The sequence below is a fragment of the Streptomyces sp. SYSU D01066-1 genome (genome assembly GCF_054956795.1).
The window spans coordinates 1-13349 of the sequence record NZ_JBUDHV010000054.1; the positions used below are offsets into that span (position 1 = coordinate 1).

Sequence of the window (13349 nt, forward strand, 5' to 3'; positions counted from 1 at the left end):
CACCGGATCCAGCTGCGGCCGGGTCGCGTCCCCGAACGGATCCCTGCCCTGCCACCCAACGGTCCACAGACCGAACGTGAACCTGTCCTCGGGAGTGGGGTTGAAGCGCTTCGACATCGTGCGGCCCTTGCTGTCGTACCGTCGGCTCCCGCGCCGGACGGTTTTGTTTGATGGCATGACTAATACGTCACGGAGCGGCTTCCGCGCTAGCCCCGGAGGGGGCCCTCCGTTCCGTGAGTGAACCGTTCTTTTCGGTTATCAGGCCAGTTCAGGGGCGGAAAAATGAGGTCGTGGCTCTTCCGTGCCGATTTGTTTTGTGTACGATCAAAATGCTTTTGAGACGTCACGCACCGCTACCCGACCGCTCTCGCCCCACCCGAGGAGATCATGAAGTTCACCGACGGCTTCTGGCTCGTCCGCGAGGGTGTGCACCTCTCGTACGCCACCGAAGTACGCGATGTCCGCGCCCAGTCGAAGCGCTTCACCGCCCATGCCGCCGTGAAGAAGGTGACACGGCGGGGCGACACGCTCAATGCCCCGCTCCTCACCGTCGACTGCTTCTCGCCGGCCGAGGGCGTCATCGGCGTCCGGGTCACCCACCACGCGGGCAAGCGGCACCCGGGCCCCGACTTCGCGCTCGACGGGGTACCGGACGGTGCCGGCGAGGTCCGCCAGGACGGCACGGTCACCGAGCTGACCAGCGGCCCGCTCACCCTGCGCCTGGACCGCTCCGGTCCCTGGGGCCTGGCCTTCCTGGACGCGGACGGGCGCGAACTGACCCGGGCGGACGCCAAGAGCACCGCGTTCGCCACCACCGGCGAGGGCGCCCACCACATGCTCAGCCGCCTCGCGCTCGGGGTCGGCGAGCAGATCTACGGCCTCGGCGAGCGCTTCACCCCGTTCGTGAAGAACGGCCAGGTCGTCGACGTCTGGCAGGCCGACGGCGGCACCAGCAGCGAACAGGCGTACAAGAACATCCCGTTCTACCTCTCCTCGCGCGGCTACGGCGTCTTCGTCAACCACCCCGGCGCGGTCTCCTTCGAGGTCGGCTCGGAGTCCGTCGGCCAGGTGCAGTTCAGCGTGGAGGACCAGACGCTGGAGTACTACGTCGTCGCCGGCCCCACCCCGAAGGACGTGCTGTCCCGCTACACGGCCCTCACCGGACGTCCCGCCCTGCCTCCCGTCTGGTCCTTCGGCCTCTGGCTGAGCACCTCCTTCACCACCTCCTACGACGAGGCGACCGTCACCTCCTTCGTCGACGGCATGGCCGAGCGCGGCATCCCGCTCTCCGTCTTCCACTTCGACTGCTTCTGGATGCGCGAGTACCAGTGGTGCGACTTCGAGTGGGACCCGGACGTCTTCCCGGACCCGGAGGGCATGCTGGCCCGGCTGAAGGAGAAGGGGCTCAGGATCAGCGCCTGGATCAACCCGTACATCGCCCAGAAGTCCCCGCTGTTCGACGAGGCGGCGCGACTCGGCCACCTGGTGCGCACGCCCGGCGGCGACGTGTGGCAGTGGGACCTGTGGCAGGCCGGCATGGGCCTGGTCGACTTCACCAGCCCCGACGCCCGCGCCTGGTTCCAGTCGAAGCTGAAGCCGCTGCTCGACCAGGGCGTGGACTGCTTCAAGACCGACTTCGGCGAGCGCGTCCCCACCGACGTGGTCTGGCACGACGGCTCCGACCCGGAGCGGATGCACAACTACTACACCCAGCTCTACAACCGGACCGTCTTCGAACTCCTGGAGAAGGAGCGCGGCCGGGGCGAGGCCGTCCTCTTCGCCCGGTCCGCGACCGCCGGCGGCCAGCAGTTCCCCGTGCACTGGGGCGGCGACTGCTGGTCCTCCTTCGGCGCCATGGCCGAGTCGCTGCGCGGCGGCCTGTCCCTGTCGCTGTCCGGCTTCGGCTTCTGGAGCCACGACATCGGCGGTTTCGAGGGCACCCCCGACCCGGCCGTCTTCAAGCGGTGGCTCGCCTTCGGCCTGCTCTCCTCGCACAGCCGGCTGCACGGCTCCTCGTCGTACCGGGTGCCGTGGGAGTTCGGTGACGAGGCGGTCGACGTGGCCCGGCGCTTCACCCTCCTCAAGCACCGCCTGATGCCCTACCTCTACGGCGCCGCCGCCGAGGCCCACCGCACCGGCGTGCCGGTGATGCGCCCGATGGTCCTGGAGTTCCCCGGCGACCCGGCCTGCCGTCCGCTGGACCGCCAGTACATGCTCGGCCCCGACCTGCTCGTCGCCCCGGTCTTCACCGAGGACGGCGAGGTGGAGGTCTACCTCCCCGAGGGCACCTGGACGCACCTGCTGAGCGGAGAGCGGGCCACCGGCCCGGCCTGGCGCACCGAACGCCACGGCTACGACAGCCTTCCGCTGTACGTCCGTGAGGGCGCCGTGCTGCCGCTGGCCTCCGACGACCAGCGGCCCGACGGCGACTGGCTGGACGCGCCGACGCTGCTCGTCCACCCGTCCGCGTCCCTCGACTACGCGGCCGAGGTCACCGTGCCGGACGCGACGGGCGCGCCGGCGGCGACGTTTTGGGTGCGGCGGGACGGGGACGTGCTGCGGGTGAGCGCCGAGGGGACCCGGCGGGCGTTCACGGTGCGGGTGGCCGGCGGGGCGAGCGCCGAGGGCACGGGCGAGGTGACGGTGCCGCTCGGCTGAGGGAGCGATGTGCGTGAGCCCCGGAGGAACGGCCTCCGGGGCTCACGGCGCGCGGGGCACGCGCGGGGATCCGGCAGCTCGCACGGCTCTCCTCGCCCGCGTGGCTCAGTGGCCGGCCAGGTGCTCGCGGAGCACCGTCTCGACGGGGACGGGTTCCCGGCCGGTCAAGGTGGCCAGCGTCGGGTCGACGGTGGCGAACTCGCCGTCGCGCGCAGCGGTGAAGATGCCCAGCAGCCGCTTTGCCGCGGTGGCGGGCATGCCCTGGCCCGTCACCTGCGCCAGCCACTCGTCGTCCGGCACGGTGATCCGCGTGAGGGCGCGGCCCGTGATCTCGGCGGTGAGCGCGGCGAGGTCCTCGAAGGTGAGTGCCCGCGCCCCGGTGAGCGGTGGTGTGGGCCCCTCGAAGCGGCCCTCGTCGGCCAGGACGACGGCCGCCGCCTCGGCGAGGTCGGCGTGCGCGGTCCAGCTGAACGGCCCGTCCGCGGGGAGCACGAGCCGGCCGGACTCCGCCGCCTGGCCGATGAAATGCGCCGCGCCGGCGGCGTAGAAGCCGTTGCGCAGCGAGGTGAACGGCGTTCCGCAGGCGCGCAGGGCCTCCTCGGTGGCGGCGTGGTCGACGCACGCCTGGAAGCGCGAGGACGGGCTCGCCCCCATCTGGCTGGTGTCGCGGCGGGCGCGACGCGGTCACCACCCGCGCGGTCGCCGACGCGGCGGGCCTCCAGCCGCCGGCCATCTACCGGTTGTTCGGCGACAAGGACGGGCTGCTCGACGCGGTCGCCGAGTACGGCTTCACCGCGTTCCTCGCCACCAAGCGCGTCGATCCCGACCCCGAGGACCCCATCGCGGACCTCAGGGCGGGCTGGGACGTCGCGGCCGAGTTCGGACTGGCCAACCCCGCGCTGTTCACGCTGATGTACGCCGAGCCCGCCAGAACCGCCTCGCCCGCTCTCGCGGCCGGCATGGAGATCCTGATGGGCCGGGTCCGGCGGCTCGCCGCCGGTGGCTGGCTGCGCGTCGACGAGGCACTGGCGGCGCAGATCATCCACGCCACGGCGCGCGGCGCGGTGCTCACCTGGCTGTCGCTGCCCGAGGACCGGCGCGATCCGGCCCTGCTGACCGCCCTGCGGGAGGCCATGGTCGTCGCCGTCACCCACGAGAAGCCGGCCGTCCGGGAGGCGGGCCCGGCGGGAGCCGCCCGTGCCCTGCGCGCCGCGCTGTCCGGGCAAACGCCCCTGAGCGAGGCGGAGCGGCAGCTGCTCGAGGAGTGGCTGAACCGGCTCGCCGACGGCGACTGAGGCGTCCCGGCGGGCGCCCTCAGGAGGAGACGGGGGGCGCGGGCTCTGGCGGACTCCTGTCCCGCCCGCCCGGATGGCGGTGCCGCCAGATCCAGAACACCGCGCACGACACCAGCGCCCACCCGGCCAGTACCAGGAACGGGAACGCGTGCTGGTGCCCCGCGAAGTACACCGCCGTGTGCTGGGCGTTGACCGAGGCGCCCGGCGGCAGCCACTGCCCGATCACGCCCAGCGCCGACGGCAGCAGCGGCCAGGACACCGCGCCGCCGGACGACGGATTGCCCAGCAGGATCATGACGCCCCAGGTCGGGAGCATCGCCCAGCGGCCGACCAGGGTGTTGAACATGGTGAACGTCATCCCGCTGGCGAACATCGTGAACGCGAGGATCAGCCAGGACTCCGCGAACGGCAGGTCGAGCGCGCCCAGCAGCCAGTCGACGACCGCCGCGATGGCGAACCCGCCGAGCAGCGCGTAGGCGAGGGTGAAGGCGATCCGTTCCGGCGGGGTGAGCGCACGGGCGTGCACGCTGAGCTGGATGGCGCCGACGAAGCCGATGATCACCGCCGCGAGCGAGATGTAGAAGATGGCCAGACCGCGGGGGTCACCGTCCTGGAGCGGGTTGATGTCCCGCACGGTGACCGACACCCCGGTGGCCCTGCCCACCGCCGGGGCGGCCTGCTCCAGCAGCTCCGCGACCGAGGAACCGGAGGCCGAGGAGACGTCCAGCCGCACCCGCCGCCCGTTGTCGCGCAGTTCGAAGACGGCGAAGACGGTCTGCTCCTCGACGGCCTCCACGGCCGCTGCCCGGGAGTCGTAGACATGGGTGCGGACCGAGGAGTTGAGGGCCTTGCCCAGCCCGGCCAGGAACGTTCTGCCGCGCGCCTCCTTGTAGGAGCCGACCACGGCGGTCGGGAGCAGGTGCGGGGCCGGATCGGCCATCGTGTACGTGTACGACCCGGCGAACAGGCCGGCCGCCGCCGCGAGGATCAGCACCAGCACGCTGGCCGGCCACCACGGCCCCTTGCGGAAGCGGGTCCAGTGTCCCTCCCGGGCGTGCCGGTGCGGGTGCCGGCCGTCGGGGGCCGTCTCGGGGGTCTCGTGCACGTTCGCTCGTCCTTGTCCGGGCTCGTCCGGCCCTGTCCGTCCGCCGCGGTGTGCGAGAGGCCGGCCCCGGAGGGCGGTGCGCCCGGAAACCGGCCCCTCCCGGTTCGCGCCGCGCTCAGACCCGTACCAGTGGCGTGTCCACCAGGTGTTCGGCCACGAACCACGCCTGGAGTTCGTTGGTGCGGATGACATCCGAGACCAGGACGTCGTTGGTGCCGTCGTCGCCCTGCTCCTGGACCACCGCGGCGGCGTCGTGGCAGTCGGCGAGGATCTGCTCGTGCGTCTCCAGCAGCCGCGACAGCATCGCCGGCACCTCCTCGACCCCGTCCGGCGGACGGCGGACCGTGGTGATCTCCGCGACATGCCGGGGGTCGCCCACCGAGACGCCGCCGAGCGTCTGGATCCGCTCCGCCACCGTGTCGATCAGCGCCAGCTGCTCGCCCGCGTGCTTGTCCATCAGCAGATGCAGCTGGTAGAACGTCATCCCGCGCATCAGCCAGTGGTACTTCTTGTACAGGTCGTGCAGGATGCGCGTGTCCGCCAGGACCTTGTTGAGCCGCTGGGCGGAGTAGAGGCGGGTCTCCGTCGACAGGGCCAAGGGGAACTGCTTGACGGTGCCGAACTCCTGGATGACCCGGCCCTGCTGATGCAGCCACGGCTGGCTGCCGTCGGTCTGGCGCGCCGGTGCCGCCGGCCTCGGATCGGTGCTCACGCCTGAACTCCTTCCACGGGGAGCCGAAGGGGAGTGCCGGCGCCTCGCGCGGCCGGACTCGGCCCCCTGCGACAGTCGACCAGTCACCCGCCGGGCCCGCAAACGCTACGGCGCGGGCGGGGCACCCGGTCCGGACCGAGAGGTTCCGGACGGACCGCGCAAGGGGGTTGTCCAGGCATTCGTCCGCCGCCTAAGGTCAACCGGGGTGCAAGCGCTTTCCATCGTCCGTCGTCCGAGCTGTCCGTCGCCCGTCGCCCGAGCCGTCGCCTTCCGTGGCCCGTGGCCCGTCGCCCGTCGTCGGTGACCGGTCACCGGTCGCCCGTCACCGGCCGTCCGTCACCCGTCGTCCGTCGCCCGTCGTCGCCCCCGTCCGGCGCCCGCACCCGCGTGCTGTCGTCAGCGTCCGAGGAGGACCCCCGCATGTCCCCGCTCCCCGCCCGCCGCCGGGTGGCCGTCGTCGGCACCGGCGCCATCGTGGCCGGAGGCCATCTGCCCGCCCTCAGAGCCCATGCCGACCGGGTCGAACTGGTCGCCGCCGTGGACGTGGACCCGGCCCGGCTCGACGCCTTCCGGGCCGAGGCCGGCCCGGAGGTCACCGGGCACACCTCGATGGGCGCCATGCTGGACGCCGTACGCCCCGACCTCGTCCTCATCGGCACCCCGCCGTCGCTGCACCGGGAGCAGACGGTGGCCGCGCTCGAGGCGGGCGCCTGGGTGCTGTGCGAGAAGCCGCTGTGCCTGTCGCTCGCCGAGTACGACGACATCGCGGCGGCCGAGCAGGCGTCGGGGGCGTACGCGTCCGTCGTCTTCCAGCACCGGTACGGCTCCGGCGCCGCGCACGCCCGGGAGCTGATCGCCGGCGGGGAGCTGGGCGCCCCGCTGGTCGCCCACTGCCAGACGACCTGGTACCGCGACACCGCCTACTACGCGGTGCCCTGGCGCGGACGCTGGGCCACCGAGGGCGGCGGTCCGACCATGGGCCACGGCATCCACCAGTACGACCTGCTGCTGCACCTGCTCGGCCCCTGGGCGGAGGTACGGGGGATGGCCGCGCGTCTCGTCCACGACACCGAGAGCGAGGACGTGTCCACCGCCTTGGTGCGGTTCGCCAACGGCGCCCTGGCCACCGTCGTCAACAGCGTCCTGTCGCCGGACGAGACGAGCCGGATACGGGTGGACTGCGCCGACGCCACCGTGGAGCTGACCCACCTCTACGGCCACCGCAACGCCGACTGGACCTACACCCCGGCCCGGCACGTCGACGCCGGGCGGGCCGCCGCCTGGCGCACCCCGGCCACCGACGTGCCCAGCTCCCACACCGCGCAGCTCGGCGCGGTCCTCGACGCCTGGGACGCCGGGAAGAGGCCCCCGGGCAGCGGCGAGGAGGCCCGCGCCACCCTGGAGTTCGCCGCCGCCCTGTACAAGGCGGCGTTCACCGGGCAGCCGGTACGCGCGGGGGAGATAGGCCCCGGTGACCCGTTCCACGCCGCGATGCACGGCGACCACCCCGACTGGGCCCCCCGGGAGCGCGCATGAGCGACGGCATCCGCGTCACCCACACCCACGGCGAGGACATCACGGTCACGACGGCGGCCGGCACGGAGATCCTCCGGTACGTCTACCGCCCCGACCCCGACCCGTTCGAGTCCCGCAAGCCGTACGCCCACCCGGTGCGCACGCTGGCCGGACGCACCGTGACGGGGTACCGCCCCAGCGACCACCGCTGGCACAAGGGCGTGCAGATGACGGCGAGCCACCTGTCCGGGCAGAACTTCTGGGGCGGCAACAGCTACGTCCACGGCCGCGGTTACCTGCCGCTGCCCGAGCGCGTCGGCTCGATGCGGCACGACGGCTTCGCGGACCTGGCCGCCGAGGACGACCGGCTGGCCGTCACCGAGCACCTGACCTGGGTCGAGAACGGGGGCGCCGAATGGGCCCGTGAGGAACGCGGACTGACCGTCCACTCGGTCGACGAGGAGTCCGGTTCCTGGGCCCTGGACTGGTCGATCCGCCTCACCAACATCCGCGCCGAGCCCCTGGCCTTCGGCTCGCCGACCACCGCGGGCCGGGAGCTGGCCGGCTACACCGGGCTCCAGTGGCGCGGCCCCCGCGACTTCACCGGCGGCACCGCCTTCACCGCGGACCGGGAGGGCGCCGGGGAGCTGATGGGGACCCGCAGCCCGTGGCTGGCGTTCACCACCGAGCACGACGACGTGGACGCCCACTCCACCCTCGTCTTCGCGCACGCGCCCGAGAACCTCGACGAGAAGACCGCGATCCACCCCTCGCACTGGTTCGTGCGTGCCGAGCCGGTCCCGACCGTCGCGTTCTCCTGGGCGTTCTTCGAGGAGTTCGAGCTGCCGCCCGGGCGGTCCTTCGCCTACCGCTACCGGCTGGTGGTCGCCGACGGCGCCTGGGACCGCGACCGGGTCGCCGGCCACCTGGCGGCCCTGCCGTGGTGACCGGGCCGCGGCCCGTCCTCCCGCATCCGCTGCCCGGCGCCGTCGGCCTGTCCCACCTCAGCGCCTACGACTGGGAGTCCGCCGACGGGGTGTGCGGCGGCAGCCCGCACCTGCACCTGGTGTGCGCGGAGGCGTACGTCGTCACCGCCGGCCGGGGCGCGGCGCAGACGCTGAGCCCGCACGGCTACCGGGACGTCCCGCTCGGGCCCGGCTCGGTCGTCTGGTTCACACCGGGCACGGTCCACCGCATGGTCCAGGGCGGCGGCCTGCGGATCACCGTGCTGATGCAGAACAGCGGTCTGCCCGAGGCGGGCGACGCCGTCCTCACCTTCCCGCCCGAGGTGCTCGCCGACCCCGACGCGTACGCCGCCGCGGCCACGCTGCCGCCGGGCGGCACGGCGGAGACGGAGGCGGCCGCGCGGCGTCGCCGGGACCTCGCCGTCGAGGGCTACCTCCCGCTGCGCGCGGCGCTGCTCGCCGGCGACGACGCCCCGCTGCGCGCGTTCCAGCGGGCCGCCGCGCGCCTGGTGCGCGACAAGGTGCCGGTGTGGCGCGGCCTGTGGCGGGCCGGCGCGCTGGCCGCCGCCGAGCGCACCGGCGCCCAGCTCGACGCCCTGGCGGCCGGCGATGCCGCCCACCTCGGCGGGGCGGCCGTCCACGTGGCCGTGCCCACCCGGCGCGGCGGCTACGGCATGTGCGGACGCCGGGACGAGTACGCGCTGCCGGGGACGACGCTGCCGTACGAGGAGACCGGCCGCCCGTGCACGGGGCGGGAGTGACGGCCGTCCGGCTCCCGCCGGTCCGCCCGCGGCCGGCGGGAGGCGACGGCGCGTCAGGAGCGGACGGGTGTCAGGGGGCGCCGGGACGCGCGTCATCCGCCTGAACCCGCGGCCCGAGGGGAGGGCCGCGGCCTCATGCAGGTGCGGGGGCGCACCGCGGAAGACCCATGCCCGGCCTTGCCGCCCCGGTCCTCTCCGCCGCCGTCACCGCCGGCCACCCCGTCGCCGGCCACCCCCGCGGACGGCCACACCGACGAGCCCGGCGCCGGTCACGGCCACTGAGCCCCCGGCCGGGGAGAACGGCCGGGGCGGACCGGCGGCTCACACCGCGACGACCGCGATCCCCGCCTCCTCGAACCGCCGTACGGTGTCCGCGCCCACCGCCGTATCCGTGACCAGCGTGTCCACCGTCTCGGCCGCGCAGATCCGGGCGAACGCCCGCCGGCCGAGCTTGGTGGAGTCGGCGGCCACGACCACGCGTCCGGCGCGCTCGCACAGCAGCCGGTTGACCGCGGCCTCCGCCTCGTCGTGGGCGGCGGCCCCGTGGGTGACGTCGAACGCCACGACGCCCAGCACCGCCACGTCCATCGTGACCTGGCCGAGCACCCCGTCCGCGAGCGGCCCGATCAGCTCGTAGGACTGCGCCCGCGCCACCCCGCCGGTCACCACGATCTTGAACTGCGGCCGGACGGCCAGCTCGTTGGCGATGTTCAGCGCGTTGGTGACGACGGTCAGCGCGGGCGTGCCCGAGGCGAGGTCGGGACGCACGGCCAGCGCGCGCGCCACCTCCGTGGTGGTCGTGCCGCCGGTCAGCCCCACCGCCTCGCCCGGCGCCACCAGGGCGGCGACGGCCTGCCCGATGCGCTCCTTCTCGGAGGCCCGCCGCGCCGTCTTGTACCGCAGCGGCAACTCGTACGACACCCCGTGCACCACCGCGCCGCCGCGCGTGCGCACCAGCATCTGCTGCTCGGCGAGCCGGTCGAAGTCGCGGCGGATCGTCGCGGCCGACACCCCCAGCTCGGCCGCCGCCTCCTCGACGTCCAGCCGGCCGCGTTCGACGAGCAGCTCCAGCAGTGTCTTCCAGCGGGCGTCGCGCGACATGCGCACCCTCCGTTCCTCGGTCCCTGGCCGACCCTAACGCAGTCGTTCACCCGCCACATGCTTGATCGTGCTCGAAAGGCAGCTGTACCTTGCAAGAACGAGCAATTCGGGGGAGGGTGTGGCCATGACATACGTCGAGGACGAGCTCAACAGCCAGCCGGAGTGCTGGACCCGTGCCGCGGAGCAGGCGGCACGGCACGGCGGCGCGCTGCCCGAGGCGGGGGAGCGGGTCGCGATCGTCGGCTGCGGCACCTCGTACTTCATGGCCCAGGCCGCCGCGGCACTGCGCGAGGAGACGGGCCGGGGCGAGACGGACGCCTTCGCCGCCTCGGAGTTCCCGTACGGCCGCTCCTACGACCGGGTCGTCGCCCTCACCCGCTCCGGCACCACCACCGAGGTGCTGGAACTGCTCGGCCGGCTGCGCGGCCGTACCCGCACCGCCGCGATCACCGCCGACCCGGCCACGCCCGTGGCGACGGCCGCCGACGACCTGGTCGTCCTGGAGTTCGCGGACGAACGCTCGGTGGTGCAGACCCGGTTCGCCACCACCGCCCTGACCCTGCTCCGCGCCCACCTCGGCCTGCCCGTCGAGGACTCCGTCACCGACGCCCGCGCGGCGCTCGCCACCGACCTGCCCGCAGGCCTCGTCGACCGCACCCAGTTCACCTTCCTGGGCCGCGGCTGGACCGTCGGACTGGCCAACGAGGCCGCGCTGAAGATGCGCGAGGCGTCCCTGTCCTGGACCGAGGCCTACCCGGCGATGGAGTACCGGCACGGCCCGATCAGCGTCACCACCTCCACCACGGCGACCTGGATGCTCGGCGAGGCGCCCGAGGGGCTGGCCGAACAGGTCGCGGCCACCGGCGGGACATGGGTGGCGGGCACCCTCGACCCGCTCGCCGAACTGGTCCGCGCCCAGCGGCTCGCGGTCGCCGTGGCCGCCGCCCGGGGCCTGGACCCGGACCGGCCGCGCCACCTCACCCGCTCGGTGATCCTCGCCCCCTGACCCCCCGAAGAGAACGAGGACCTGCCCGTGCCCCTCGCCACCACCGGCGACCTGGTCGCCCGCGCCGCGGCGGCGCGTACCGCGGTCGCCGCCGTCAACGTCATCACCCTGGAGCACGTCGAGGCCGTCGTCGCCGGCGCCGAGTCCGTGACCGCGCCCGTGATCCTCCAGATCAGCGAGAACGCCGTGAGGTTCCGCCACGGCCGGCTCGAACCACTGGCCCGCGCCGCCGTCGCCACCGCCGAACGCGCCGCCGTCCCCGTCGCCCTCCACCTCGACCACGTCCAGAGCGACGCCCTGCTGCGGCAGGCGCCGGACGCCGGCTTCAGCTCCGTCATGTACGACGCCTCCCGGCTGCCGTACGCCGAGAACCTGGAGGCGACCCGCGCGGCCGCCGACTGGGCACACGCCCGAGGACTGTGGATCGAGGCGGAACTGGGGGAGGTGGGCGGGAAGAACGGCGAGCCGCCGCTGGACGCCCACGCGCCCGGCGCCCGCACCGACCCCGCCGAGGCCCGCGCCTTCGTCACCGACTCCGGGGTGGACGCCCTGGCCGTCGCCGTCGGCAGCTCGCACGCCATGACCACCCGCACCGCCGCCCTCGACCACGGCCTGCTCAAGGAGCTGTCGGCCGCGCTGGAGGTCCCCCTGGTCCTGCACGGCTCCTCCGGCGTCCCGGACGGCGAACTGGCGGCGGCGGTCGCGGGCGGCATCGCCAAGGTCAACATCGGCACCGCGCTGAACATCGCCCTGACCGGGGCGGTCCGGGCGCACCTCGCCGCACACCCCGAGGCGGTCGACCCGCGCGGTTACCTCGCGGTGGGCCGGGACGCCATGGGCCGCACGGTCGCCGACCTGGTCCGGGTGGTGGGCCCGGTCACCGCCTGACGGCCCGCAGCACGACGAACCTCGGGTCACTGGCCACCAGTTCGCTGTCGCCGAACAGGCGGCGCAGCTTGACGTGGTAGCCGAGGTGCCGGTTGCCGACCACCCACAGCTCGCCGCCCGGCCGCAGCGCGCGCCGGGCGCCGCTGAACATGCGCCACGCGGTGGCGTCGGTGGTGGCCTGGTGGGAGTGGAAGGGCGGGTTGTTGAGCACCAGGCCGACACTGCCGTCCGGCACCCCGGCCAGCCCGTCACCGACCCGGAACTCCGCCTTCCCCCGCGCCCCGCTCGCCCGGTACGTCGCCTCCGCCGAGGCCACGGCCTGGAAGGACTCGTCGGTGAACAGCACGTCGGCCCCGGGGGCGGCCAGCGCCACCGCCGTACCGACGACGCCGTTGCCGCAGCCGAGGTCGACCACCTTCCCGGCCGGGTCCCGCGGCAGGTGCTGGAGGAAGAACCGGGTGCCGATGTCCAGCCGGTCGGCGCAGAAGACGCCCGCGTGGTTGACGACGGTCCGGCCCGAGACGGGGCCGATGCCGTCGGGGAGCCGGTAGCGCAGCGGCCAGGGGTTGGCGGGCTGCTCCAGCGCCGGGTCCGGCGTGCAGAAGATCAGCCGGGCCTTCTTCTTGGCGAGGGAGGTCCGGGTCGGGCCGAGGGCCCGCTCGAACACCTCCAGCGTCGAGGTGTGGATCTCCTTCACCATCCCGGTGCCGACGACGACCGTGTCCGCGTGCACCGACGGCGCCAGCCGCAGCAACTGGTCCTCCAGCAGCGCCAGGCTCTTGGGCACCCGCACCAGCAGGACGTCGATCCGCTCCGGCGGAGGGTCCTGCGTGGTCAGCAGCCGCACCGCGCCCGGCTCGACGCCGTTGCGGGCGAGGTTGGCCCGGGTCGCCTCCCGGCCGAGGTGGGAGTCGGTGATCTGCACCGGCCGGTGCGCCGCCAGCGCCGTCACCAGCGCGCCCCAGCGGTCGCCGAGGGCCACGACCGTCCCGGACAGCGGTACCCGCTCCTGGGCGAGGTGCCCGAGCAGATACTCGTCGGAGGCGTCCCAGGCGCGCAGCCGCTCGCGCGGATCCTCGGGGAACCGGGTCAGCACCGGCTCGCCCCACTCGGTCGTCATACGGTCGTCGCGGTCGTCCATCGTGCGCCCAGGCTAGCGGAGCCCCGGTTCAGGACCGGCCGGCGGTGGGGCGGCCACCGCTCGTGCGCGGCGGCCCGGCACCGTTCGCCTCGCGGCCGGGCCCCGCGGGCACGCCCCGGCACGGCGCCGCCGGAGGCGGAGCCCGTCGGGCGGCTGGACGGCAGACCGCGGGCGAGCGGGCCGCCGGGCGGCCGTCCCGGGC

At 74.2% G+C, this 13349-nt stretch carries 11 protein-coding genes and 2 pseudogenes; 7 read left to right on the forward strand and 6 right to left on the reverse strand.

Annotated elements, in window-relative coordinates; genetic code table 11:
- Window positions 1-117: pseudogene (locus ACY1JF_RS30575) on the reverse strand (xylose isomerase); the annotation flags it as partial.
- Window positions 118-387: 270 nt separating this feature from the next.
- Between ACY1JF_RS30575 and yicI the strand changes: the two are divergent.
- On the forward strand, window positions 388-2658 hold the full coding sequence (yicI, locus tag ACY1JF_RS30580; protein ID WP_462708524.1) for an alpha-xylosidase: 2271 nt from the start codon (window positions 388-390) through the stop codon (window positions 2656-2658).
- 105 nt (window positions 2659-2763) lie between these two features.
- Here the strand turns inward: yicI and ACY1JF_RS30585 are convergent, their stop codons facing one another.
- Window positions 2764-3312 (reverse strand): Rossmann-fold NAD(P)-binding domain-containing protein, encoded by a 549-nt coding sequence (locus ACY1JF_RS30585; protein ID WP_462708525.1) that lies wholly within the window; start codon window positions 3310-3312, stop codon window positions 2764-2766.
- 14 nt (window positions 3313-3326) lie between these two features.
- Between ACY1JF_RS30585 and ACY1JF_RS30590 the strand changes: the two are divergent.
- Window positions 3327-3953, forward strand: a pseudogene (locus tag ACY1JF_RS30590) (TetR/AcrR family transcriptional regulator); the annotation flags it as partial.
- A gap of 19 nt (window positions 3954-3972) precedes the next feature.
- On the opposite strand, the gene ACY1JF_RS30595 reads toward ACY1JF_RS30590, so the two are convergent.
- Both ACY1JF_RS30595 and ACY1JF_RS30600 read right to left on the reverse strand, forming a co-directional pair.
- Entirely contained in the window at window positions 3973-5058 is a 1086-nt protein-coding gene (locus tag ACY1JF_RS30595; protein WP_462708526.1) for an ABC-2 transporter permease, read from the reverse strand.
- A gap of 115 nt (window positions 5059-5173) precedes the next feature.
- Window positions 5174-5770, reverse strand: coding sequence for a Dps family protein (locus ACY1JF_RS30600; protein ID WP_462708527.1), 597 nt, complete (start codon window positions 5768-5770; stop codon window positions 5174-5176).
- A gap of 420 nt (window positions 5771-6190) precedes the next feature.
- On the opposite strand from ACY1JF_RS30600, the gene ACY1JF_RS30605 reads away from it, so the two are divergent.
- Genes ACY1JF_RS30605 through ACY1JF_RS30615 form a run of 3 tightly spaced genes read left to right on the forward strand, consistent with a single transcriptional unit; the run spans window position 6191 to window position 9011 of the window.
- Entirely contained in the window at window positions 6191-7306 is a 1116-nt protein-coding gene (locus ACY1JF_RS30605; RefSeq protein ID WP_462708528.1) for a Gfo/Idh/MocA family protein, read from the forward strand.
- Window positions 7303-8232, forward strand: coding sequence for a DUF6807 domain-containing protein (locus ACY1JF_RS30610; protein ID WP_462708529.1), 930 nt, complete (start codon window positions 7303-7305; stop codon window positions 8230-8232). Before ACY1JF_RS30605 ends, ACY1JF_RS30610 begins: the two co-directional genes overlap by 4 nt.
- Entirely contained in the window at window positions 8226-9011 is a 786-nt protein-coding gene (locus tag ACY1JF_RS30615) for a cupin domain-containing protein (RefSeq protein WP_462708530.1), read from the forward strand. The genes ACY1JF_RS30610 and ACY1JF_RS30615 overlap by 7 nt, the downstream gene beginning before the upstream one ends.
- Before the next feature lie 321 nt (window positions 9012-9332).
- Here the strand turns inward: ACY1JF_RS30615 and ACY1JF_RS30620 are convergent, their stop codons facing one another.
- A complete protein-coding gene (locus ACY1JF_RS30620) occupies window positions 9333-10112 on the reverse strand; it encodes a DeoR/GlpR family DNA-binding transcription regulator (protein ID WP_462708531.1) in 780 nt (259 codons plus the stop codon).
- Between the two features lie 124 nt (window positions 10113-10236).
- On the opposite strand from ACY1JF_RS30620, the gene ACY1JF_RS30625 reads away from it, so the two are divergent.
- Both ACY1JF_RS30625 and ACY1JF_RS30630 read left to right on the forward strand, forming a co-directional pair.
- The gene (locus tag ACY1JF_RS30625; protein WP_462708532.1) at window positions 10237-11118 is read left to right on the forward strand and encodes an SIS domain-containing protein; all 882 of its coding nucleotides are present in this window, start codon (window positions 10237-10239) and stop codon (window positions 11116-11118) included.
- 27 nt (window positions 11119-11145) lie between these two features.
- Complete coding sequence (locus ACY1JF_RS30630) at window positions 11146-12006, forward strand: class II fructose-bisphosphate aldolase (RefSeq protein WP_462708533.1); 861 nt, start codon at window positions 11146-11148, stop codon at window positions 12004-12006.
- Here the strand turns inward: ACY1JF_RS30630 and ACY1JF_RS30635 are convergent.
- Entirely contained in the window at window positions 11996-13126 is a 1131-nt protein-coding gene (locus ACY1JF_RS30635; protein ID WP_462708551.1) for a methyltransferase, read from the reverse strand. The two genes, ACY1JF_RS30630 and ACY1JF_RS30635, sit on opposite strands and share 11 nt — an antisense overlap.
- Window positions 13127-13349: the final 223 nt, after the last annotated feature.